The sequence below is a fragment of the Candidatus Rhabdochlamydia oedothoracis genome, from assembly GCF_019453995.1.
GTDB lineage: Bacteria > Chlamydiota > Chlamydiia > Chlamydiales > Rhabdochlamydiaceae > Rhabdochlamydia > Rhabdochlamydia oedothoracis.
On sequence record NZ_CP075587.1, the window covers coordinates 1,767,793 to 1,789,283 of the forward strand.

Consider the following 21,491-nt stretch of genomic DNA (forward strand, 5'->3'; position numbering starts at 1 on the left):
TTTTTGCTTGCACGTCACTTCTGTTTTGCTGTTAAACATTTTTTGAACCAATCTCGTTGATTCTATTCCTTTTGCGCTTTGCGCCTAAGGAAGTAAACAACATACATAATATACTCCTTTTTTCGCAATTCCTTTTCTCGCTTTTTTTTGCTTTTTCATAGAAAGAAAAAAAATATAAATGTCTTTGAATTTAAGCTAAAAGAGGTCTGAGTATTAAATAACTCGCCATGCCTACTAGATAACCAACCCCCACAGGAATACTCATTTTTTTAGCATAAGAGAGAAAATCAATTTTTTCGATACCCATAATGGCAACACCTGCTGATGAGCCAATGATTAAAATACTACCTCCTGTTCCAGCTGCGTAGGCAATCATATGCCAAAAGGAAGAATCCATTGGGAATACTTCCAATGGATACATGCCCATTGTAGCTGCAACTAAAGGAACGTTGTCTATAATTGCAGAAAAAATGCCTAATAAAGTAGCAATCAGAGCTGGTTCGTCAATTATTTTATTTAACCACTCCGCTACAATTTTTAGCATCCCAGCAGATTGCAGAGCCGCTACGGATAGCAAAATTCCTAAAAAAAACAATACCCCTGAAGTATCTACTCGAGTAAGCACATGAGGTACCCTCAAATGCTTTCTTTCTTCATGTGGATAGTGCATTAGATCTGTAACAATCCATAAAACAGACAAAGCTAAAATCACTCCCATAAAAGGAGGAAGGCCTGTTAGTCCTTTAAAAATAGGCACAAAAATTAAACCTGCTACTCCTAAACAAAAAACAACTTTAGCGCCAGGTTCATCAGGCTCTACTTTTTGCAAATCACCAGAAGCAAATTTTCCCTTTAACTTTAGAGAATACCAAATAAGAGGAAGGAATAATGAGATAATTGATGGGATAATTAAAGCTTTTATAACAGCAAAGCTAGAAAGTTGACCATTGATCCAGAGCATTGTGGTTGTAACATCTCCAATTGGAGTCCAGGCCCCCCCTGCATTTGCAGCAACTACGACAATGCAAACCATGAGAAACCTCTCTTTTCTATCAGGGATTAATTTGCGTAGCAAGGAGACTATTAAAATAGTTGTAGTTAAATTATCGAGAACCGCGGAAAGAAAAAACGAAGCGGCTGAAATGATCCATAACATTTTTCTTTTAGATCTTGTCCTTAATCTATCGGTAATGATCTTAAAGCCACGATGAGAATCAATAAGCTCCACTAACGTCATAGCTCCGATTAAAAAGAAGATAATTTGTGAAATTTCTGAGATGTGATGGCCCAAATCATATAAGTCGGACGAATTTTTGCATGACATATAAATCGTCCAACAAATAGCGCCGATAAGCAGTCCAACAGCTGTTTTATTCACCCTGATATAATACTCTAAAATAATTGCTAAATACCCCAAGGCAAAAACAACTACAATCAGAAAACATTCCATTTTCTTAAAGCTCCTTGATAAAACAAAATTAATAATTTTTAAGCAATTCCTGCTTGAACGATATCGTGCATGCGTAAAATACCTATTACGGTACGATCGTCTAACACAACAGGCAAAATCGTGATATACCTTTTTGGATCTTTTTGCATGAGAGCCAGCGCATCCCAAGCAAGCAGATCTTGATTTACGACTACAATAGAGTTTGTCATTAAATCCCTCACTGGTTGCTCTAGAGCAGAAGTGCCCCTTACCTGCAAAGCCCTTCGTAAATCTCCATCTGTGAAGATACCTAGCAGTTTTTTTTTCTCATCTACAATCAAAATCGCTCCACATTTTTTATCAGACAGTTCAAATAAAACATCAATGAGTTTATCCGAAGGATCTGCTAAGGGGATAGCTTGATTGCGAAACATCAAATCTCCTACTTTTAATGTCGCCTTTTTACCAATCGAACCAGCAGGATGGTTAAGAGAATACTTGATAAGATCAAATTGGTTTTTATGCATCAAAGAAATAGCTAGAAGATCTCCGAATAATAATTGCACCATTGTAGAAGTAGTTGGAGCCAAATTAAAAGGGCATAATTCTTTTTCAACAGGCAAATAAATAGATAAATCAGCTAAACGAGAAAGGCGGGAGTTTAGATGAGAAATAACTGCTACAATAAAAGTTTTTCTTTTTTTAGCAAAAGGGACCAAATGTAGTAACTCTTCTGTTTCTCCACTGCGACTAAATAATAAAAGCAGATCCTTCTCTGATAAGATCCCTATATCTCCATGTAAAAAATTAGTGGGAGGAAAGTACAATGCTTTTGTTCCTGTAGAAATAAGCGTCATTGCAATTTTTTCAGCAATAATTCCACTTTTTCCAACGCCTGTAAGGACCAATAACCCTGACACTTTGCTACATTGCTTGATGACTTTTTGCAGCTGCTCCAAAGGCAAATTGGTAAAGTAATGCGCTAAATATTGTTTCTGCCGACTAAGGATTTCTTGTATTTCTTGCATAAAAACTTTTGTGTTTGTGTATTTGATAGTATATGCAAATCCTATTTTTGCTTGAAGTCTTCAAAAAAAAGCCGTAAAAGAAAGCTTTTTAATTGAGGTAAGAATGAGCAAAAAAATTCCTATAGCAGTAGCCCATGGTGATGGAATTGGACCTGAAATCATGAAAGCCACCTTACATATTCTACAAGAAGCTGGTGCTCCTTTAGATATCCATTCTATTGAAATAGGAGAACAAGTATACAATAAAGGTATTCTAACAGGAATTGCATATAATTCCTGGGAAATACTACGTCATACAAAAGCTTTTTTAAAAGCACCTATTACTACTCCACAAGGAGGCGGTTTTAAAAGCTTAAACGTAACTATTCGTACTACTTTAGGATTGTATGCAAATATACGTCCATGCATTTCTTATGCACCTTTTATCACTACAAAACACCCTAAGATGGATGTAGTTATTGTAAGGGAGAATGAAGAGGATTTATATGCGGGCATTGAATATCGTCAAACGCCGGATGTGTATAAATCGCTTAAAATAATTTCTCGTCCTGGTTCAGAAAAAATCATTCGCTATGCTTTTGCATATGCCTCTCATCACAATCGAAAAAAAGTGACCTGCTTTACAAAAGATAACATCATGAAATTCTCAGATGGATTATTTCATAAAGTATTTGATGAAATTGCAAAAGAATATCCACACATTCAGAATGAGCATTGGATTGTAGATATTGGGGCTGCTAAATTAGCTGATACTCCGGAAATATTCGATGTCATTGTTATGCCCAATCTTTATGGAGATATCCTTTCTGATGTAGCTGCTCAAATTTCTGGATCGATTGGCATTGCAGGCTCTGCAAATATCGGTGATAGAGGTGCGATGTTTGAAGCAATTCACGGTTCTGCTCCAAGAAGAGCTGAACAAAATGTAGCAAATCCTTCTGCTCTTCTCTTAGGAAGCGTCCTAATGCTGCTTTACTTGGAAGAGACTCTATTAGCAGAAAGGATCCATAATGCATGGTTGAAAACAATAGAAGAAGGTTTTCACACATATGACATCTTTAAAGAAGGGGTTAGTAAGCATAAAATGGGGACACAAGAATTTGCCTCACAAGTAATCAAATTCTTAGGTGAGAAACCACAGTATTTGACCCCGGTTACCTATCAAAATAAGAATAAGTTTCAAGCCGTTCATGCTCATTCTCATTCTATTTCTGTTCAAAGAGAGCTTGTTGGTGTCGATGTTTTCACCTATGCTGATAAAAATCCCACTAAAGCACTTACCGCCAATAAATGGAATGCGCTTGCCTTACAAACGATCAGTAATAGAGGGGTCAAAATCTGGCCCGATGGACAGTCAGAGACCTTTTGTATTGATCAATGGCGTCTACGCTTTTTATCTAAAGACAACTCATGTATTGCAAAAGAGAGAGTTCTTGCCATCTTAGAAGAAGTATCTCAAGCAGGATTTGATAGCACAGGCTCGGAAAACCTGTATCTTTTCGATAAAAAGCCTGGATTTTCCTAAGAGCCTGTTTAAAATCTTCTCATTAAGGCATAATGATATACATGCCATAATTGCACACAAAGAAGGGGTTGCTCCTTAAACGGAGTAGGTTAAACTCTCCAATATAAACGAGATTTTTTCAAATCTCAAAACCGCTCATTAAAGAGCAAAAAAATGAGGAGCAACCCATGAAGCATTATATTGGATTAGATGAACCTATCTTGAATTGAATATAAATTTTCGCTATGATACCAGATCTTTTTATTTTTTAACTAAAGACAGATGACATGAGCAAGCAAGGATTAAATGAAGAACAGTTTAAAATACTCGAACCTCAAATGGAAAAATGGGTAAATCGTAACCATTATGGAAGAAAATTAGCGCCATGGAGACCTGTAGTGAATACTATTTTCTGGGTGCTTCGGACAGGAGCTCCTTGGAAAGATGCACCTAGAAACAAGGAGTTTTCTCATCCCTCAACAGCACACGCATGGCTTGGAAGAATGCAATCTGCTGGATTTTTAGATCAATTTTTAGAAGAGCTGCTTAAGCTTGCCGAACAGCTGGGGTGTATTGATGCCCAGAGACTCTCTGTAGATGGTTTTTTTTTCCAGCGGACGCGGAGGAGGAGAGCAAGTTGATTATGGCTACAAAGGTAAAGGCGTGACATCGCATTTACTGGTAGAAAAATCAGGAAAGCCTCTTGCAATCACTTTTACATCAGCATCCGGGGATGAGAAAAAACAAGTGATCCCTCTGCTTACTCTAAGACTTCAAAAGTGGCCTTAAGGCCACTTTTTTGTTGTGATTCTTCTTAAAAGAGATCCCATTTTTTTGGAAAATGCCCCGCTTACAAGCGGCCCTCAATGAACATTTTCTTCAAATGGATAAACTATTTACAGATAAAAAGCATTCCTTCTATTCATGGATCAAGTCATTTATCAAGAGAACTCTTTTACTTAGTAAATTTAAAAAAATAAGAATTTTTCTTTTTTACGTGTTTATTCTCTTTTTGTACTTCTTTTTGTTCTGAGGATAGCGGAAACAGCAATCTATCTCCCCATAGAGAGACATTAAACTCTAATTCTGGATTCATAAGATATATATAATTTCTGTGGTACAAAGGTATAACTGGCATATCGTTGATCATAACTCTTTCTGCTTCTTCTAGAGTCAGTAAACGCTTATCTCCTTCCTCATAATTAGAACGATCGATTAGCTCGATAAATTTTGGATTTTCCCAACCCGTGCGATTCATTTTATAGTTCTTATACTTAAACCTTTGAAGGACATTTATTGGGTCGTCATAGAAAGCAAGCCAGCTACCAAGGCACATGGAATAGTCACCATTATTTAATCTATCTGTAGCAACGCTAAAATCTAGCTTTTCTAGTTTTATAAAAATTCCAAAAGTTTTTGCTAATTGCTGCTGAATAATTTGTACTATCTCGTCTGCTCCATAAACCCGGGAGCAATAAAGGAAAGTCAGTGATTTAAAAGCCTCTTTGGTAATACCCAGCTCAGCCATTCCTTCATTAAGCAAAATATTAGCTTGAGCCGCATCATTATCTTTGAAAAATTGGGAACATCGATTTTCTTTTAAGCAAGGAGCTACTAGACCTGTTGCGCACAGACCAGTTTTATAAGCAAGATTGATGGAATTCGTTTTAATATTTTTCTTATATCCTTTCCCCAACATTCCTAGTAATTCTTGGCGATTAATGGCTAAAGCAAAAGCTTTTCGAATCTTCGCATTATTAAAAGGTTGTTTGGTTGTATTGAGATAAATAAATACAGAATAAGGTTGTGGCTCTGAGTTAAAGGTCCATTTTTTTTCTAGCTCAGACACCTCTTCTAAAGGAATATCCGTTAAAGAGTCACCAATCATATCAACTTTTCCTTTCTTAAACATTTCTAATGTTACATGATCACTTTCGACGATATTAAATACGATTTTTTCTGGGTGGTTATCCTCTATTTTTCTATATTGAGGATTAGCATTTAGAACGATTTGATCCCCTTGCTTAAAGCTTTCCAATATAAAAGGTCCATTACACAAAAATTGAGTGCCTGTTTGGATTACCCAATTAGGATTTTTTCGATCTTGCTCAATATTTACAGGATAAAAATAAGGTAGACAAATTAATTTAAGAAAATAAGGAGTCGGGTGTTCTAGCTCAATCACAAGGGTTTTTTCATCTAGAGCTTTTATACCTACCTGGTTTAGGGAAACAAGTCCTTCTTTAGCTTTTTTTGCATTTTTAATAGGTTCAAATTGATGATATCCTATCGAAGGAAACTTAGGATCAAGAGTATCCTTCCACGACTGCTCAAAATCATAAGCGGTAACAGGCTCACCATTAGACCAAAGGTTATCTCCTAAAGTAAATGTATGGGTAAGCTTATTATCTGATACTTTATACGATTTAGCTTGAGCAAGTTTAATGGACCCATCAGGATATCGTTTAACAAGTCCTTCAAAAAGCAAAAAAATCACTTGAGAAGAAAAAACATCTGCTGCTTTACGGGGATCAAATGTTTTAGGAGATGTTTTCATATGTAAATTAAGCATAACAATCCTATTTATCAGTGTAAATGAAGAAGTCAACATGACAATACAAACAGTAATAAACCCAAAAATGGATATATTTCTTAGGACAAGACGTCTTAGTTTTTTTATGATACAAGAAAAAACCGTTAAGTTTTTATTTGAATTCTTATGATTCATGTTAAATATCCTTAAAGATTAATTGTAAGATCTATAAAGATAAATTTTTAGATGCATATTCCACAACAACAAAAAAAAAATTTAAGTTAGTTCTGTCAATTTCTGATCTTTATCCCCTCTAAAACCTACATTCCTACCCCCTAGCGTATATTTTTGGAATTAGCTAAGCCTTTTTTGCTATTACGTCTTTTTTGAACAAAGAGGTGGGGTATGGTAGAGGTTTCAGAAGGAGAAATTCAAACGACAGTAATGGATCACCATGGCTTAGTGGCTGGCATTTGTCAGGACTTAAAAATTGCTGAAAGGATTGACAATCGTCTGCCATCAGGCCCTCAAAGGAAAGTTAGTCCAGGAATAGCAGCGGTGGTTATGATCATCAATGGTCTGGGTTTTACGAATAGAACATTGTATTTAGCTCATCAATTTTTTGCATCCAAGCCAATAGAAAGGCTCCTAGGAGTTGGTCTTAAGGCCAAAGATATAGTGGTTCCGATTCAATCGGATAGAAAAATATTTTGTTTTGTGTTAAGCTATTGAGCATGAAAAAAACTGACCGCTAGCCAGATAGCTGACTTAGAACACAAGTTAAAGCATCCAAAAGACTATTCTGAACGGAATAGGCTTTGTGTAATTTTGGGCTATGATGAGGGTATCTCAACAAAAAATCTTGCTAAAACACTCCGGATAAGTCCTATCACTGTTCAGGAATACCTCAGAGAATTATGATTCCGAAAATAAAACTGGAAGTAGCCCTCGAGGCGGTAGCAAATCAAAACTTTCACAAGACCAAACAGAGTCTCTAACACCTACAGGAAAAGACCTATCTTAAAGTCAAAGGGATCATAGCTTATGTGCATGAGCAATATGGGATAAAATATTCCCGAAGTGGCATGACAGATTGGCTCATACAGCACGGATTTGCTTATAAACGTCCTAAAAAGATTCCTGGGAAATTAGATCCTGAAAAACAACGAATTTTCATAGAACAATATAGGGCTTTAAAGGAGACCTTAAACCTTGATGAAGAGATCTATTTCATAGATGCTGTGCATCCTGAACATCAGTCTCAAGCCGTATGTGGATAGATCAAAAAAGGCGTTCAAAAGACTTTGCAGACATCCGGGAAACAATTGCGATTGCATTTTGCTGGAGCTCTTTGCCTGACAGGAATGAAGATTTTTACAGAGGAATATAAGACAGTTGATGCCGATGCAATGCTCGATTTTTTCAAGAAGCTAGAAAAACAGACAGAGGCTCGAATTATTCATGTAATTTTGGATAATGCGAGATCAAACAAAAATAGACCTTTTGCGTAGTTAAATAAAAATTTCATAATTGTAGATTCCAGCAATAAGATTGAACCGTAAACCAAACCTTTTTCTTCTGTTCCTATATTTGCCACTGAAAATTTTACATCTTTTTAGACTGCCAATCACGTTTTCATTAACAACTCGCTCAGAGGAAATCTCTTGATTCTGCTTTTTCTCTTCTTTTGTTAACGGCTTCTTCTTACTGGATTTTTTTGGTAGTCTTGAGTTTTTTTGAATCTTTTTTATGCCTGTATAACCACTGTCGGTCATACCACAACGTTGATCTGTCCTCCGCACCCTACTCTCTTCAAACAGTCTAACATCATGTTTTTTGCCATTACAAAAGTTTATTCTGACAACTTTTTTCGTTTTCTTATCTACGACTATTTTGATCGTATGCTTTTTCTTCTTTCCGGAGTAAAAATGCTTCTGTCTATTATTGCGATTTTTTATCCTCTTTTTATCTTTGTCTTTTTTTGGGGACGCTCTATAGGTGTTTCTGATGCATCTATAAGAATTACTTCGTATTCCATGTCTCTCTTAAGAAGAGCTTTTTTCCCAGGCTGTGAAAACTTCTTGCTTTTAATCCATGTGTCTTCTACCCATCTGCAGGCTCGATAACATGCGTTTTCTCTCAGACCGTAACTACAACCTGTGTGAAAATACGTTCGATATTCTCTCAAATATTCTAAAGTCTTTAAAAGCTTGTCTTCTAGGCTTAAGTAAGCCTTTTCTCCTAGCTTTTCTCTATCTTTTGTTTTGCTCTTCCCATAAAATTAAGACCTTTTCTTCAAAAGTTTTTCGTTTCACTCCTGTTAGTCTTCTAAATTGCTCGGGTGAGAGTGATTGAAGTTCTAAGTAATTTTTCCTTTCCCTTCATTTAGGAAGGAAGTATAGCAAAAATCTAATTACGCAAGAAGTCTATTTTTTAAATGCCTATAACTTTGCGAAAAGATTGAAAGCTCTAAAGGGATTGACACCTTTTAAATATAGTGGTTCCGATTCAATCGCATAGAAAAATATAGGATTAACGACAAGTTTCAAGTCGTTGACTTGAATCCCATTAAGCTAGCCGTTTGAATTGGCACTACTATATATTATCAAAAGTTGGCAAAAAAAACCAAAAATTTTTAGAATTAATCCATTCCATCACACTTTGGGACTAAACATCTTAGAGTTCTTTATCCGTTTCTAAATGATGCTTTAGCGCATTTAAAAAAGCACAACCATACATACCATCAAGTACGCGATGATCAAAGGTTAAAGAAAGATTAATCATACTGCAAATGGCAAGACTATCATCTTCCCGAGGAATCACTTTTCTATAACTAGCCCCTACACCAATGATGGCAACTTCGGGATATCTAATGATGGGAATTCCAATTTGCACACCAGACATACCAAAATTTGTAATGGTGATTGTGCCTTCGGTTACATCATCAGGTACTAATTTTCCCATCCGAGCTTTATGAGATAGAGCGCTGATCCCTTGAGCAATTTTTGGAAGAGACAAATCTTGAGCTCCTTTTAAAACAGGTACAAGCAACCCTTGTTTAACACTTACCGCAATCCCTAAATTAATGAACCTCTTCATTAAAATGGTATCTTTATCTAGAGAGGAATTTAACAAAGGAAATTCTTGAAGGGCTTTAATTAAAGCTCTAGCAATAAAACTGGTTAAGGTAAGTTTTGCTTGGCACTTCTCTAAAAAAATTTGTTTTTCTTTTTGGATACATTGCACCACATTTGTAATATCTATTTCTGTAATCAGCGTAGCATGAGGTGCTTCATAAAAAGAGCGCACCATATTATCTGCTATCGCTTTGCGCATACCAGTCATTTGCAATCTTTCTATAGATTGCAAAGAGCCCTTTTCTTTTACAGTCCTTTTTTCTAGATAAAGCTCTAAGTCTTGCTTAGTGACTCTCCCTCCAGAACCTGTTCCTGTAATTTTTTGCAACTCTTCTAAATTCAGTTTATGTTCTCTAGCTAATCGTAAAAGAGCGGGTGAAAAAAAATATTGATTCCTCTTAGCATTGATCGAAATCGGCGAAGGGTTATTTTTTTCCAGATTTTTGTTTGTTTGCCTATCCTCTGTAGAAATAATTGCTAAAAGATCTCCTATTTGAACCTCTTGATCTACTTCTGCACAAATTTCTTGTAAAATACCTGCTATAGGTGAAGGGATCTCGCTACTAAGTTTATCGGTAGAAACTTCTAATAAAGGCTCATCTAATTGAACCACATCTCCTACTTTTTTAAACCACTGCAATATAACAGCACTGTGAATGCTCTCTCCTAATTTAGGTAATAGTACTTTTATTTCTCCGCTCATCGATGCCCTTTATTTGAAAAAAATTCTATTTTAGCTAACATCTCTTGCCAGATAGCATGCCCGGCTACAATCTCTAATTCTACACGCAAAGCAATTACAGGTATACAACATCTAAAAGAGGATAGTTTAACCCAATCCTTTTCTGTACATACAATCATTTCTCCTGCTTTATCCTTACATCTCTTAGCAAATAAATTAAGCTCATTTAGCCCAAAAGCCGTGTGATCTGGTAGAAATACACAATCTACAATACCACATCCTATCTCTCTTACGGTTTGTAAAAAACGCTCTGGCCTGCCCAAAGCACAAAATACCCCTACTTTTTTTCCAGTCACTTCCTGTGGATTACAAACAACAACGTTCATGCCAATAACTGGCGCTAAAGTATATAAAGATATTTCTTTCTTTAATTCTTCATATTGACAAGCTGAATCAATGTGATTGGCAATAATCCAATCAGCTCGGTCTAATCGGGAAGGAGTATCACGTAATAAACCACTTGGCAAAAATTTTTTTTGACCAAAAGGATCTTTTGCATCAATCACAATAATTTCTAGATTCCGCGCTAACCTTCGATATTGCATCCCATCGTCTAGAATTAAACACTGCATTTTCTCCGTAATGGCTCTATATCCACTTTCAATACGATTTTTGCCTACCCAAATAGGTACTGAGGTTGTCTTTGCTAAAAGATAGGGTTCATCTCCACAATACTGAACGGGTAGAGTACATCCTTTTCCATCAGAAATCTTTTCTACTCTGCCAGAGGTTTCAATCTTTGAAAGAAATCCTCTTGTAAGAATAGCTAATCTGATTTTCGGATCAAGATGCTTTATCATCTTTTGAATCAGTGGTGTTTTTCCGGTTCCTCCAGCTGCAATATTCCCAATACTGACTACACAAGTAGGAAGCTTATGTACTTTAAGCAAACCCTTATCATAGGCTAAATGTCTTAATCGCACTCCTAAAGAAAAAAAAGCACTTATTAAAAAAAAGAAGGGGATGAAAAAAAAAGGTTTTTTTTCTTTTTGAACAACTCGAAACAAATACCGTTTTACCTTTTTAAGAAGAAACACAAATAGCTCTTGGCTCTGTTTGAAAAAGCAATACCTCTACTTGTTCTATAATAATATGAATGGCAGTCATATGGGCTTCTTGAATCCGATCTGAAAACTCAAACCCGGAAACGATCCATTCCAGATCAGCCACCCCTTTTAACTTACCTCCTGTTTTACCAAGAAAAGAGATTGTTTTCAGACCTCTTTTTCGTGCCGTTAACATGGCTTTAAATAGATTTGTGGAATTACCACTTGTCGTTAAAGCGATGAAAAGATCTTCTGGTTTAGCAAAAGCTTCTACTGCTCTTGCAAAAACAAAGTCAAATCCCATGTCATTTGCTGTACAACTTAAATGGCCTGGATCGCTTAAAGCAATAGCTGGTAGAGCTTTTCTTGCATAACGAAATTGCCCCGTTAACTCCTCTGCAAAATGCATGGCATCGCATAAACTCCCTCCATTACCTGCAATCAATAATTTACCACCTTTTGTAAAACACTTAGCAATTAATTGACTGGCATTTTCGATAAAGCTCATGCTTTTTTCTTCTTTTAAAAGTACAATAGCGCGTATTGCTTCATCAACTGCATGCTCGATTTCTTTTTGCATAATAAATTACTCTTTTTATGAGGCAATTATAAAAGGACCCTTGTATTATAGTAAACCTACTTAAAGCATTTTTTAATAATTATGATCTTATTATATCCCCCCGTAAAAATCGCTCTTATCGGAGCTACTGGTATTGTTGGAAGAGAAATATTGGGTCTTTTAGAAAAACGTCATTTTCCGATCAAAACACTACGCTGTTTTGCTTCTTTAGATTCAAAAGATAAATCCATTCTATTCTCCGGAGAAAATATTCCATTAGAAACCCTTTCCAAAGATAAATTACACAACATCGACCTAGCTATTTTTTGCACAAAAAAAGAGGTTTCTAGTAAATGGATCCCCTATCTTGCTAGGCAAAAAACCATTATAATCGATAACAGCGCTGCTTTTAGGCTTGATCCACATGTACCTCTTATCATCCCAGAGATTAATTTAGCAGAGCTAGCCAACCATAATTACATTATTGCTTCTCCTAATTGCTCTGCTTCGATCATGTTAATGGCTCTTTTTCCCTTGCATCAGTACATTCCCATTCAAAGAATTCAGGTAGCTACTTACCAAGCGGTTAGCGGTGCTGGATTTCACGCTATGCAAGAGTTAATTTCTGCTACACAAGCTGTATTAGAAAAAAAGGCTTATACGCCAAAAGCGCTACCTTTTCCATCTGCATTTAACCTATTCTTGCATAACTCTACATTAAACGCAGATGGCTATGTTGACGAAGAATTAAAAATGCTACAAGAAACTCGAAAAATTCTTTCCAATCCTCATATTCGGGTAAATGCAACCTGTGTACGCGTTCCTGTTTTACGAGCACATTCTCAAGCTTTAAATGTCACCTTTACTCAAGAAATCTGTCCAGAAAAGGCTTATGAACTTTTAGAAAAAGCTCCTGGTATAAAAGTACATGAAGACCGCTTAAAGAATCGTTTCCCTATGCCAATTGATGTTGCAGGGCAAAACGATGTGTACTGCGGAAGAATCAGAAAAGATCTTTCCTATGCTAATACTTTAGATCTGTGGGTAGTAGGGGACCAAATACTGAAAGGAGCTGCTTTAAATACGATACAAATTGCAGAACACCTTCTTTGAATCAAAGCAATTTCTGCCAATCTAGAATTTCTTCACATACAATCACTTCTTGTGTAATGGGGTGAGGAAAACTCATACACGCATGATGTAAGGCAATCTTCTGTTTGAGTAAATGCTTCTTACTTCCATACTTGACATCTCCTACAACAGGAGAGCCTATAGCGGAAAACTGTGCACGGACCTGATGATAACGCCCTGTATACAGCTTTATTTTTACCAGTGAAAAATCTCCCTTTTCAAGCATAACAGAATACTCCAGCTGAGCTAATTTTCCTTGAATATGATTGGATTTTACTACTTTAGCACGGTGATTTACATGAGTTAACGTATGCTCGAGAACTCCCGAGTTTTTTAGATTTTCACCTCTTTCTACCCAGGCTAAATAGGTTTTACTCATTTTCTTTTCACGCATACTTTGCTGCAGCCGAGTAAGCGCTTTAGATGTTCTTGCAAATAAAACCAAACCGCTAACCGGTTTATCTAAACGATGAATACATTCTAGATAAACCCCGCCTGGTTTTTTATATTCTTTTTTAACCCAAGTTTTTGTTAAATCGGTTAAGTTATCTTTTATAGGATAGTGAGGCTGCGTACTTAAACCAGCAGGTTTCACAACTATTAAAACATGGTTATCTGAGAAAATGATCTGCATTTTTTCCTTTGCGTTGTCGAACAACTTCGTATAACAAAAGTGTAGTAGCTGTTGCTACATTCAAAGAATCCGCTATGCCATGCATAGGAATACGAACACAGATATCAGCTTGCTTCATCCAAAAATCGGATAACCCCAATTGTTCAGTGCCAACAGCAATTGCCACAGGACCTGTTAGATCTAATTGGGTAAAATCTTGGGAAGCAGAGGGGGTTGCTGCAACAACTTTAATTTTATGCTCACGCATCAGACTTAAAACCTCTTGACTTGTAGCTTCTATTACTGAAGTGGTAAATAATGTTCCTACACTAGCGCGTACAACATTGGGATTATAGATATCTGTACAGCGATCGCATATCATCACCGCATCTACTCCTGCTGCATCTGCCGAGCGCAAAATAGTGCCTAGATTTCCTGGTTTTTCAATCGCCTCAGCAATGACTACAAAAGCTATAGGACTAAACGAAATAGAATGAAGTGGATAGTGCATTTGCTCTGCTATAGCTACAAGCCCATCAGGACGATCTCTGTAAGAGATTTTTTTGAAAACAGATTCAGAACAATGGTAGATAAAAGCTTGATCTTGTTCAATTTGCTCAATTAGGGTTTTTTCATTTATTCCTAAAAATAAAGTCGGGCAAATAAATAAAGAGACAATCTTTACCCTGGCTTGCACAGCCCTAGACAACTCCCGATATCCCTCAATGAGAAAAAGATTTGTTTGATTGCGCGTTCTGCGATTTGCTAGTTGCATTGCTAACTTAATTTTAGGATTTTGCATGCTTGTGATTTTTTCTATCATGGCAGCCACCAAGCAAAACTTCCATAAGGAATAGCAAACTCATTTTCAGAAGGCAATAAGAGCTCATCGCTCTCAATTTTCCCTTTAGGTAATAATTGTTTCATTAAATTTTGAATGACAGTCGGGGTAATTCCAGAGGTATGGGTAGTGAATAACAAAAAAAGAGCATCTTTGCTTAAAAGGTCTTTACACATGTCTAGCAATTCTATAAGACCTTCTTCAATTTTGAAAATTTCCCCCTTATTTCCTCTACCAAAGCTAGGGGGATCTAAAATGATTGCTTCATAGAAAGAGCCCCTTTTGATCTCTCTTTTTATAAATTTTTTCACATCTTCTATAATCCAACGAATCGGTTTATCTAAAAAATGATTTAACATAGCATTCTCTCTAGCCCAACTCACCATTCCCTTTGAGGCATCAACATGGCAGACTTTAGCTCCTACTTTTGCACAGGCTAAAGTAGCTCCTCCTGAATAAGCAAATAAATTGAGAACTCTCGGCTCTTTTCTTGAGATAAGCAACTTTTGCATATAGGTAAAAAGAAGACTGTGTTCAGGAAAAACGCCTACATGACCAAAGTCGGTAGGAGCTACCTTAAAACGTATATCCTCAATAATTACTATCCAATCCTTAGGCAAAGATCTCTGATATTCCCAACGATTTCCTTCGTCTCGAGAAAAAATAGCATCCGCTTCCCATTTTTTAAGAGAAGGTTTCCAAATTGCTTGAGAGCAGGGCCTAATCAAAGTAAAAGCGCCAAAACGCTCTAACTTTTGTTGATTACCGCTATCAATTAGAGAATAAGACATAAATGGAAAAACTTTTTTAGTTAAGCTAGTATTTTAGCATACTTAAGGGATTCTTTACTATTAGTTAAAAAAAAGAAGTAATTTTACAAATTTTTTTGGCTTAGTGAGAAAAAATAACATAGAATCTAATGTTCTGATGATTGGCAAATCAATCATAAACATAAAATACAGACTTCTTTTTCGGTTTTCGATTTGCGTATTTATAATAATGTAACCTACATTCCTACCCCCTAGCGTATATTTTTGGAATTAGCTAAGCCTTTTGTGCTATTATGTCTTTTTTGAACAAAGAGGTGCGGTATGGTAGAGGTTTCAGAAGGAGAAATTCAAACGACAGTAATGGATCATCATGGCTTAGTGGCTGCCATTTGTCAGGACTTAAAAATTGCTGAAAGGATTGACAATCGTCTGCCTTCAGGTGCTCAAAGGAAAGTTAGTCCAGGAATAGCAGCGGTGGCTATGATCATCCATGGTCTGGGCTTTACGAAAAGATAGTACCGATCATGAGCTAGGCTGTGCTCTCGATAATATTGCAGAGTATGGTGCAAGCAAATTATTTTCTGAAGCTGCTTACTATAGGTCAAAAATCGTTGCAAATTACCTAAAAACATCTAGAGTAGAAATCAAATTCTTGCCTCCTTATTCTCCCGATCTCAATCTGATTGAACGCCTTTGGCGATTCATAAATAAAAAAGTCCGCAATAATCGATATTATGAAAAATTCTTAGATTTTAAGAAGGCGATTTGTGCTTTTTTTGAAAATATTCCTAAATATCGGGAAGAACTGCAGCCTCTTTTATCTAAGAAATTTTACTTAGTTAAATCTTAATTTAAAGATAAACGAGTATAACCCCTTCTTTATGTGCAATTATGGCATGTTTATTGGTTTATGGAGCCTAAGCGTCCTCTACTCTCGATAATAAGCTTGCTCCGAAAAAACCAGTAAGCATTGCTGCATAATCCCTCCATATGAAGAGTTAAATCTTGCTATTCTGTATCCATTTCCTGCTTCGATCCAAGGTATGTCTTCTGATGGCTTTTCCACCATTCTTTTTACTTCAGTAATTGTCTCAGGAACTCGTGTCACCCACAAATAGTCATTATTTTTCAGTAGCCTCTCCTTCTTGTACAGAGCCGAATCTGCTATCCACCTGGAGGGCTTATCTAGATCTATTTAAGAACGAAAATTCTCTACGTTTTTGATGGTTTCGTGGAAAGACACTTTGTCAGAGCTATTCCCATCTAAAGGATCCATCCACAAAGGAATAGAACTCGGACCATTTACAACCAATGATAAAAAGACCTGCTTCAAATCTGGCCTGTGGTCTTTGGAAAATCCATGTGTAACCTCTATAATTTTGGGATCATCGTCTCTATGTGATTTATTCCATCCAATAAATGATTATCCAAAGCGATCCCAAAAGCTACTTCAGAAAATAATTTGCTTGCACCATACTCTGCAATATTATCGAGAGCACAGCCTAGCTCATGATCGGTACTATCTTTGGCCTTAAGACCAACTTCTAGGAGCCTTTCTATTGGCTCGGATGCAAAAAACTGATGAGCTAAATACAATGTTCTATTCGTAAAGCCCAGACCATTGATGATCATAGCCACCGCTGCTATTCCTGGACTAACTTTCCTTTGAGGGCCTGATGGCAGACGATTGTCAATCCTTTCAGCAATTTTTAAGTCCTGACAAATGGCAGCCACTAAGCCATGATGATCCATTACTGTTGTTTGAATTTCTCCTTCTGAAACCTCTACCATATCGCACCTCTTTGTTCAAAAAAGATATAATAGCACAAAAGGCTTAGCTAATTCCAAAAAAGTGCCCTAGGGAGTAGGCAGGGCACAGGACATTAAAAGAGTAATTTTAAAATCTTCTCTCGATATACAGGATCGATAGTCCTTTATTAGGGAAATTGTATTAGTAGATTTTTAAGTTTTTAGGGTGTTTGAGTACGGTTTAACGCCTATAAATCAAAAATTAGGTTAATGAATGTTCTAGTTTGTCAAAAACTAAACAAAATTTACTTAAAAATGAGATGATTTTTTTTAATATAGCTTCAATAATAAGGACTGCGGAAAATAAGGAATGGACAATTTCCAGAAAAATTCAAATTACTCTTTTAATGTCCTGTACCCTGAGGTGGAGGTATATTTTTAGCCAATTTACGCCATAAAATACCAAATAAGGAATAAGCTGTTTTTAAAATAATTGTTTGACGATCTCCTGTAATTTGCAATCTAAAAACATAAGGACTGCTCCCTTTTTCTTGCATAGCGGCCCACATAGTCCCTATCTTCTCATGAGAGCTGTCACTGGTAGGGCCTGCTATGCCTGAAATAGCCAATCCTACATCTGCTTGGCTTTTTTCTAAGGCGCCATTTAGCATGGCAAGAACGCATTCGGCACTAATGGTGCCTTTTGTTTCTAGGATTTTTTTAGGTACATCTAGTATGTGCTGTTTAAGAGCAGAAGAGTAGGTTACAAAAGAGCCTAAAAAAAATTCGGATGCCCCTTTAATAGCTGTGAGCAAACTAGCCATGGTTCCTCCCGTACAGGACTCTGCTAAAACAAGTGTTTTTTTTTCTTTGATAAACCAGTTATGAATCGCCTCTTCAATTTTACCTGTTGCTGCTGTATATAAAAAAGAATCTAGCTGGACTTTGAGCAGTTCTTCTGCATATTCCAATGAAGCTTTATTTTCACTAGACAACATAATAGTAACATGAGAATAAGAAGGATAAATACCCATTTCCAATTCCGGTAATTGAGCTTGTAACTCCCTTAAAATGGGATCAATCTGACTTTCTTTAAAGAAGCATGCATACAAATAGACCTCATGTTTATGCAAAGGAGGGTGTCTTTCTTGAAGAACAGGAAGAAATGTATTCACAAACATAGGCTGCATTTCTGCAGGCATGCCGGGAAAGCAAACCACCATCTTATCATTTGTAAGAAAAAGTAATCCGGGAGCTATTCCTACAGAATTGAGCAAAGGTTGAGCTTTATCTGGAATTGTAGCTTGGTTTTGTAGCATATCTAATTCTTTTCCAAAACGCTTCTGTAGATCAGTTATTACTAGAGCATTCACAGACAACTTACAATGAAACATTTCAGCTACGACTATTCTAGTTAAATCATCTAAAGTGGGCCCTAATCCCCCTGTAATGATTACAAGATCTGAGCGCTCATAAGCTTCTTGTAGTCCTTTCCTTAGTATTTGAAGATCATCTGAAAATGTTGTATGACGCTCCACTGTATAACCGAATTTAAACAAACGAGCGCTGATAAATGCTGCGTTTCTATTTACAATACGGCCATCCAAAAGCTCTTTGCCAATAGTAATAATTTCAATCTTCAATCCAGACATAGCACTTTAATCCCTAACTGTTGTAGTTGTGGATGCGAATGAATCCAACTCATACATTTTTTGCCTATTCGAATAGTAGCATTGATTCTCTCTTCTCCTACCAAAAAGGGAGTAGGAATAGTGAATTGTCTCACCCATTTCATTAAAAGAGCAAATAATTCCGTATTAGGAAATAAGTCTTTCTTAATAACTCGTGTGATTTCTTTTGTCTTAGGATCTTGATAAAATTGTGGATAAGAAAATTGAATCCCCCAGCTAACGGTGTTCTGGCCCAAAACCATAGGATAAAATATTTTCTCCGTAAAAGAGAATAAAAACTGATGCATTTGCATTTGAATAACTGGCAAAACTGGTTTGATTAAAAGTCGCTTTTCTGATACGGGCATTGCATAAAATACTTCTTTAGAACGCGTCATTGCACAGGAAAAACATTCTCTAAAATAACTACCTTGAACAAACTTACTTTTTTTTAATAATTGAACATACTCTAAGTAAACTTGCAGAAAATCATTTTGTGCTAAAAGAGCGCTTTGTTCTTTTACAGGTTTGCTAACTGCTACAAGATAAAAAGGATCTAGCTGCTTGAATAAATCTACGATCTCTTCTTGATCTAAAAGAACTTGTACTTTAATCCATTTGGAAACCTGAAGAAGACCTTCTTGAATAGGAGAGCTGATACGAAAAATGGTCATTTTAAAGAGCTCGCAACCGTTTTAAAGCAGGTAGTCTCTAATAGCATCATTAAAATTCCACAAAAAATAGCAGCGTCTGCGATATTGAAAACAGGATAGACATATCCCCAAAAAATAAAGCAAAACATATCGATAACATGACCGTAAATAATACAGTCGAAAACATTTCCCACAGCTCCTGCTAAGATCAGCATCAAACAGACTGTACGGTAATTACTTATCTGCTTTACATACAAATAATATCCAAGGGCTGCGATAATAAAAATCCGAATAGAGACTAATAAAAACTGGCAGTTAGCAAAAAGCCCCCACATAGCGCCTTTATTGATTACATGTGTAATTACAAATTCTATACCCAGTGCATGAAAAACCCCTATTCCTCCATAAGGAAAATAACAGAAGTTCATGGGTGTCACAAAGTAATGCACATACATTTTTAAAAGCGCATCGAATAGAAAAATAGATATTGCTAAAAGACTTAACTTCCAACTCATCTTAAAAGCCATTTACAATAATCCTTTTTCAAGCATCTCTTGAGCTTTCACAGTTGTGTTTGCATAAGGAATTGCTTCTAATCTCTTTAAGGGGATTTCCTCGCCCGTAAGATCGCAAGTCCCATAAGTTCCTTGATCAATTTTATCTAAAGCAATTTCAATCTTCTGCAAAATCTCTCGCTCATTTCCGCTTAGCTGCAGATTAATTGTTCGATTAAAATCATCGGTTCCTTCATCCGCTTGATGTTGAGAATATCCTTTAATTTCATCAGTTGCTCTTACATCTTCTATCGTATCACGAATCAGATGCGTCATTTGAGCTTTTAACTCCTCTAGACGATTTTTAAATTTAGTAATTTGTTCCTTAGTTAATACCATAAACATCCTCTTTTTATGTTTCTGTTGAGTGAATCGTATCTTTGGGGCTAACATCCTCAATGGCATCGATTAATTCATTGACATCTTTAAATCGCCGATAAACACAAGCAAATCGAATGTAGGCAATGCTATCTAGTTCTTGTAAATGTTGCATTACACTCCCCCCTAATTCTGCAGTAGTGACCTCTCTAATTTGACGCTCCATTAAATCAGAGGTAATTTTGTAAGCCAAAGTTCTTAACTGATCATGACTGATGCGCGTATGGCGACAAGCTGCATCTAAACCTTTAATAAGCTTATCCTGGCAAAAATCTTCATATCGCCCATCTCTTTTTTTCACTTGAATTGTTAAGTCTACTGTTTCAAAAGTGGTAAAACGTCGTAAACAGTACAAACATTCTCTTCTTCTACGAACAGCATTGCTCTCCGCTACATTTCGAGAATCAGTAACTTTTAATTCTTCACAAGCACAAAATGGACAATGCATATGTTATATCACGCTTAAATTTTTTATAGAGCCTAGAAAAATTTTACCTATTCTAATGCTTTTATATACATAACAAGTTTTTTTATTTTTTTACCTATTATCTAAAGCTCTATTTTATCCCAAAAACAGATTCCAATCAGCCTGTTTTTTGCGTTTTTTAAATATTTAATCCTTCTAAACATACAAATTGCTTTTAAAACAAGCTTTTATTTAGAGAATTTTATGAGACCGGAAAAATTTCTATAAATTGTTTAAACTATTCTCAATTTAATTTTAATCTTGTTTTTTAATTGTATTAAATTATATGTAAACAAGTTACGTGTAAAAAACCCTTTGTCTTTAGAAAACATACAAATTAACCTAATAAATTTAAATTTTATAATTTATAAGCAAGGAAGGATTTATGACAACAGTCAGTACAGACACACACACTGTGAGAATTTCTATACCGTATAAACCCTCTTTGATCACTTCTATTCTAGAAAACAAAAAACCCCTTCTTATAACAGCAGCTACGCTTGTAATAGGCCTTAGCATGGGAATGCCTATCGGAGGGTTCATCTACGACAGAATAACAAATGCAGGTCTTACAAGTTGTGCTTGCCCAAAAGAGCCCCTCTCATCATGGGGAATTACCTTACCAGGATAAGGTTATGCGCATGGGGAGTTAAAGAAGGGAAAAAGCTGGATGAAAAAACCCATCCAG

General features: G+C 36.1%; 24 protein-coding genes and 4 pseudogenes. 11 read left to right on the forward strand and 17 right to left on the reverse strand.

All coding sequences use genetic code 11. The annotated features are described in order from the left end of the window. Window positions 1–190 precede the first annotated feature (190 nt). Both nhaD and RHABOEDO_RS09760 read right to left on the reverse strand, forming a co-directional pair. On the reverse strand, window positions 191–1,450 hold the full coding sequence (nhaD, locus tag RHABOEDO_RS09755; protein WP_215217641.1) for a sodium:proton antiporter NhaD: 1,260 nt from the start codon (window positions 1,448–1,450) through the stop codon (window positions 191–193). A gap of 38 nt (window positions 1,451–1,488) precedes the next feature. Next, window positions 1,489–2,457 carry a KpsF/GutQ family sugar-phosphate isomerase gene (locus RHABOEDO_RS09760; protein ID WP_215217642.1) on the reverse strand — a complete coding sequence of 323 codons (969 nt, stop codon included), beginning with the start codon at window positions 2,455–2,457 and terminating at the stop codon, window positions 1,489–1,491. A 103-nt stretch (window positions 2,458–2,560) separates the two neighbouring features. On the opposite strand from RHABOEDO_RS09760, the gene RHABOEDO_RS09765 reads away from it, so the two are divergent. From RHABOEDO_RS09765 to RHABOEDO_RS09775, 3 genes are all read left to right on the forward strand, one after another. After that, window positions 2,561–3,982: an NADP-dependent isocitrate dehydrogenase gene (locus RHABOEDO_RS09765; RefSeq protein WP_215217643.1), complete on the forward strand. Its 1,422-nt coding sequence runs from the start codon at window positions 2,561–2,563 to the stop codon at window positions 3,980–3,982. A gap of 266 nt (window positions 3,983–4,248) precedes the next feature. Then, window positions 4,249–4,602: a transposase gene (locus RHABOEDO_RS09770; RefSeq protein ID WP_215217041.1), complete on the forward strand. Its 354-nt coding sequence runs from the start codon at window positions 4,249–4,251 to the stop codon at window positions 4,600–4,602. Continuing rightward, window positions 4,559–4,750 carry a hypothetical protein gene (locus tag RHABOEDO_RS09775; protein WP_220017601.1) on the forward strand — a complete coding sequence of 64 codons (192 nt, stop codon included), beginning with the start codon at window positions 4,559–4,561 and terminating at the stop codon, window positions 4,748–4,750. Before RHABOEDO_RS09770 ends, RHABOEDO_RS09775 begins: the two co-directional genes overlap by 44 nt. Window positions 4,751–4,916: 166 nt before the next feature. Here RHABOEDO_RS09775 and RHABOEDO_RS09780 read toward each other — a convergent pair whose 3' ends face one another. Then, entirely contained in the window at window positions 4,917–6,689 is a 1,773-nt protein-coding gene (locus RHABOEDO_RS09780) for a peptide ABC transporter substrate-binding protein (protein ID WP_215217006.1), read from the reverse strand. A gap of 210 nt (window positions 6,690–6,899) precedes the next feature. Here RHABOEDO_RS09780 and RHABOEDO_RS09785 point away from each other — a divergent pair, with 210 nt between their 5' ends. From RHABOEDO_RS09785 to RHABOEDO_RS09800, 4 genes and pseudogenes are all read left to right on the forward strand, one after another. After that, the gene (locus RHABOEDO_RS09785; RefSeq protein ID WP_215217005.1) at window positions 6,900–7,226 is read left to right on the forward strand and encodes a DUF4277 domain-containing protein; all 327 of its coding nucleotides are present in this window, start codon (window positions 6,900–6,902) and stop codon (window positions 7,224–7,226) included. A 27-nt stretch (window positions 7,227–7,253) separates the two neighbouring features. Further along, window positions 7,254–7,415, forward strand: a complete 162-nt coding sequence (locus RHABOEDO_RS11200; protein ID WP_281069584.1) for a helix-turn-helix domain-containing protein — start codon at window positions 7,254–7,256, stop codon at window positions 7,413–7,415. Window positions 7,416–7,516: 101 nt separating this feature from the next. Then, window positions 7,517–7,774: pseudogene (locus tag RHABOEDO_RS09795) on the forward strand (helix-turn-helix domain-containing protein); the annotation flags it as partial. After that, on the forward strand, window positions 7,775–8,005 hold the full coding sequence (locus RHABOEDO_RS09800) for a transposase (protein ID WP_281069585.1): 231 nt from the start codon (window positions 7,775–7,777) through the stop codon (window positions 8,003–8,005). It begins immediately after the preceding pseudogene. Here the strand turns inward: RHABOEDO_RS09800 and RHABOEDO_RS09805 are convergent. The 4 genes and pseudogenes from RHABOEDO_RS09805 to RHABOEDO_RS09820 form a co-directional block, all read right to left on the reverse strand. Continuing rightward, window positions 8,006–8,809 (reverse strand): annotated as a pseudogene (locus RHABOEDO_RS09805) (IS5 family transposase). 361 nt (window positions 8,810–9,170) lie between these two features. Further along, complete coding sequence (locus RHABOEDO_RS09810; RefSeq protein WP_215217419.1) at window positions 9,171–10,334, reverse strand: dihydrolipoamide acetyltransferase family protein; 1,164 nt, start codon at window positions 10,332–10,334, stop codon at window positions 9,171–9,173. Beyond that, the gene (gene lpxK / locus RHABOEDO_RS09815) at window positions 10,331–11,380 is read right to left on the reverse strand and encodes a tetraacyldisaccharide 4'-kinase (protein WP_215217418.1); all 1,050 of its coding nucleotides are present in this window, start codon (window positions 11,378–11,380) and stop codon (window positions 10,331–10,333) included. The genes RHABOEDO_RS09810 and lpxK overlap by 4 nt, the downstream gene beginning before the upstream one ends. Window positions 11,381–11,396: 16 nt before the next feature. After that, window positions 11,397–11,999 carry a D-sedoheptulose-7-phosphate isomerase gene (locus tag RHABOEDO_RS09820; RefSeq protein WP_215217417.1) on the reverse strand — a complete coding sequence of 201 codons (603 nt, stop codon included), beginning with the start codon at window positions 11,997–11,999 and terminating at the stop codon, window positions 11,397–11,399. An 81-nt stretch (window positions 12,000–12,080) separates the two neighbouring features. Here RHABOEDO_RS09820 and RHABOEDO_RS09825 point away from each other — a divergent pair, with 81 nt between their 5' ends. Beyond that, complete coding sequence (locus tag RHABOEDO_RS09825; protein ID WP_215217416.1) at window positions 12,081–13,091, forward strand: aspartate-semialdehyde dehydrogenase; 1,011 nt, start codon at window positions 12,081–12,083, stop codon at window positions 13,089–13,091. A 1-nt stretch (window position 13,092) separates the two neighbouring features. On the opposite strand, the gene RHABOEDO_RS09830 is transcribed toward RHABOEDO_RS09825, so the two are convergent. Genes RHABOEDO_RS09830 through RHABOEDO_RS09840 form a run of 3 tightly spaced genes read right to left on the reverse strand, consistent with a single transcriptional unit; the run spans window position 13,093 to window position 15,354 of the window. Further along, window positions 13,093–13,743, reverse strand: coding sequence for an RluA family pseudouridine synthase (locus RHABOEDO_RS09830; RefSeq protein ID WP_215217415.1), 651 nt, complete (start codon window positions 13,741–13,743; stop codon window positions 13,093–13,095). Beyond that, a complete protein-coding gene (locus RHABOEDO_RS09835) occupies window positions 13,721–14,545 on the reverse strand; it encodes a TrmH family RNA methyltransferase (RefSeq protein ID WP_245397613.1) in 825 nt (274 codons plus the stop codon). The genes RHABOEDO_RS09830 and RHABOEDO_RS09835 overlap by 23 nt, the downstream gene beginning before the upstream one ends. Beyond that, the gene (locus RHABOEDO_RS09840) at window positions 14,542–15,354 is read right to left on the reverse strand and encodes a class I SAM-dependent methyltransferase (protein ID WP_215217414.1); all 813 of its coding nucleotides are present in this window, start codon (window positions 15,352–15,354) and stop codon (window positions 14,542–14,544) included. The genes RHABOEDO_RS09835 and RHABOEDO_RS09840 overlap by 4 nt, the downstream gene beginning before the upstream one ends. A gap of 339 nt (window positions 15,355–15,693) precedes the next feature. On the opposite strand from RHABOEDO_RS09840, the pseudogene RHABOEDO_RS09845 reads away from it, so the two are divergent. Together RHABOEDO_RS09845 and RHABOEDO_RS11900 are read left to right on the forward strand one after the other, a co-directional pair. Continuing rightward, window positions 15,694–15,837, forward strand: a pseudogene (locus RHABOEDO_RS09845) (DUF4277 domain-containing protein); the annotation flags it as partial. 142 nt (window positions 15,838–15,979) lie between these two features. Next, window positions 15,980–16,070 (forward strand): annotated as a pseudogene (locus RHABOEDO_RS11900) (transposase); the annotation flags it as partial. Window positions 16,071–16,261: 191 nt separating this feature from the next. On the opposite strand, the gene RHABOEDO_RS09855 reads toward RHABOEDO_RS11900, so the two are convergent. The 7 genes from RHABOEDO_RS09855 to nrdR form a co-directional block, all read right to left on the reverse strand. Continuing rightward, window positions 16,262–16,441: a hypothetical protein gene (locus tag RHABOEDO_RS09855; protein WP_215217802.1), complete on the reverse strand. Its 180-nt coding sequence runs from the start codon at window positions 16,439–16,441 to the stop codon at window positions 16,262–16,264. A 263-nt stretch (window positions 16,442–16,704) separates the two neighbouring features. After that, window positions 16,705–17,124, reverse strand: a complete 420-nt coding sequence (locus tag RHABOEDO_RS09860) for a DUF4277 domain-containing protein (protein WP_220017606.1) — start codon at window positions 17,122–17,124, stop codon at window positions 16,705–16,707. Between the two features lie 362 nt (window positions 17,125–17,486). Then, entirely contained in the window at window positions 17,487–18,734 is a 1,248-nt protein-coding gene (locus RHABOEDO_RS09865) for a nicotinamide-nucleotide amidohydrolase family protein (protein ID WP_215217603.1), read from the reverse strand. Then, a complete protein-coding gene (locus RHABOEDO_RS09870; protein WP_215217602.1) occupies window positions 18,722–19,426 on the reverse strand; it encodes a hypothetical protein in 705 nt (234 codons plus the stop codon). The genes RHABOEDO_RS09865 and RHABOEDO_RS09870 overlap by 13 nt, the downstream gene beginning before the upstream one ends. Then, a complete protein-coding gene (gene lspA / locus RHABOEDO_RS09875; RefSeq protein WP_215217601.1) occupies window positions 19,423–19,932 on the reverse strand; it encodes a signal peptidase II in 510 nt (169 codons plus the stop codon). The genes RHABOEDO_RS09870 and lspA overlap by 4 nt, the downstream gene beginning before the upstream one ends. Next, a complete protein-coding gene (locus RHABOEDO_RS09880) occupies window positions 19,933–20,298 on the reverse strand; it encodes a TraR/DksA family transcriptional regulator (protein ID WP_215217600.1) in 366 nt (121 codons plus the stop codon). Window positions 20,299–20,311: 13 nt separating this feature from the next. Continuing rightward, complete coding sequence (gene nrdR / locus RHABOEDO_RS09885) at window positions 20,312–20,785, reverse strand: transcriptional regulator NrdR (RefSeq protein WP_215217599.1); 474 nt, start codon at window positions 20,783–20,785, stop codon at window positions 20,312–20,314. 403 nt (window positions 20,786–21,188) lie between these two features. Between nrdR and RHABOEDO_RS09890 the strand changes: the two genes are divergently transcribed. Further along, window positions 21,189–21,434: a hypothetical protein gene (locus RHABOEDO_RS09890; RefSeq protein WP_215217598.1), complete on the forward strand. Its 246-nt coding sequence runs from the start codon at window positions 21,189–21,191 to the stop codon at window positions 21,432–21,434. Window positions 21,435–21,491 lie beyond the last annotated feature (57 nt).

Coding starts and splice junctions, on each gene's coding strand:
- nhaD (WP_215217641.1), bottom strand. CDS start 1,450: ATGGAATGTTTTCTGATTGTAGTTGTTTTTGCCTTGGGGTATTTAGCA.
- RHABOEDO_RS09760 (WP_215217642.1), bottom strand. CDS start 2,457: ATGCAAGAAATACAAGAAATCCTTAGTCGGCAGAAACAATATTTAGCG.
- RHABOEDO_RS09765 (WP_215217643.1), top strand. CDS start 2,561: ATGAGCAAAAAAATTCCTATAGCAGTAGCCCATGGTGATGGAATTGGA.
- RHABOEDO_RS09770 (WP_215217041.1), top strand. CDS start 4,249: ATGAGCAAGCAAGGATTAAATGAAGAACAGTTTAAAATACTCGAACCT.
- RHABOEDO_RS09775 (WP_220017601.1), top strand. CDS start 4,559: ATGGTTTTTTTTTCCAGCGGACGCGGAGGAGGAGAGCAAGTTGATTAT.
- RHABOEDO_RS09780 (WP_215217006.1), bottom strand. CDS start 6,689: ATGAATCATAAGAATTCAAATAAAAACTTAACGGTTTTTTCTTGTATC.
- RHABOEDO_RS09785 (WP_215217005.1), top strand. CDS start 6,900: ATGGTAGAGGTTTCAGAAGGAGAAATTCAAACGACAGTAATGGATCAC.
- RHABOEDO_RS09810 (WP_215217419.1), bottom strand. CDS start 10,334: ATGAGCGGAGAAATAAAAGTACTATTACCTAAATTAGGAGAGAGCATT.
- RHABOEDO_RS09820 (WP_215217417.1), bottom strand. CDS start 11,999: ATGCAAAAAGAAATCGAGCATGCAGTTGATGAAGCAATACGCGCTATT.
- RHABOEDO_RS09825 (WP_215217416.1), top strand. CDS start 12,081: ATGATCTTATTATATCCCCCCGTAAAAATCGCTCTTATCGGAGCTACT.
- RHABOEDO_RS09830 (WP_215217415.1), bottom strand. CDS start 13,743: ATGCAGATCATTTTCTCAGATAACCATGTTTTAATAGTTGTGAAACCT.
- RHABOEDO_RS09835 (WP_245397613.1), bottom strand. CDS start 14,545: ATGATAGAAAAAATCACAAGCATGCAAAATCCTAAAATTAAGTTAGCA.
- RHABOEDO_RS09840 (WP_215217414.1), bottom strand. CDS start 15,354: ATGTCTTATTCTCTAATTGATAGCGGTAATCAACAAAAGTTAGAGCGT.
- RHABOEDO_RS09860 (WP_220017606.1), bottom strand. CDS start 17,124: ATGGTAGAGGTTTCAGAAGGAGAAATTCAAACAACAGTAATGGATCAT.
- RHABOEDO_RS09865 (WP_215217603.1), bottom strand. CDS start 18,734: ATGTCTGGATTGAAGATTGAAATTATTACTATTGGCAAAGAGCTTTTG.
- RHABOEDO_RS09870 (WP_215217602.1), bottom strand. CDS start 19,426: ATGACCATTTTTCGTATCAGCTCTCCTATTCAAGAAGGTCTTCTTCAG.
- lspA (WP_215217601.1), bottom strand. CDS start 19,932: ATGGCTTTTAAGATGAGTTGGAAGTTAAGTCTTTTAGCAATATCTATT.
- RHABOEDO_RS09880 (WP_215217600.1), bottom strand. CDS start 20,298: ATGGTATTAACTAAGGAACAAATTACTAAATTTAAAAATCGTCTAGAG.
- nrdR (WP_215217599.1), bottom strand. CDS start 20,785: ATGCATTGTCCATTTTGTGCTTGTGAAGAATTAAAAGTTACTGATTCT.
- RHABOEDO_RS09890 (WP_215217598.1), top strand. CDS start 21,189: ATGACAACAGTCAGTACAGACACACACACTGTGAGAATTTCTATACCG.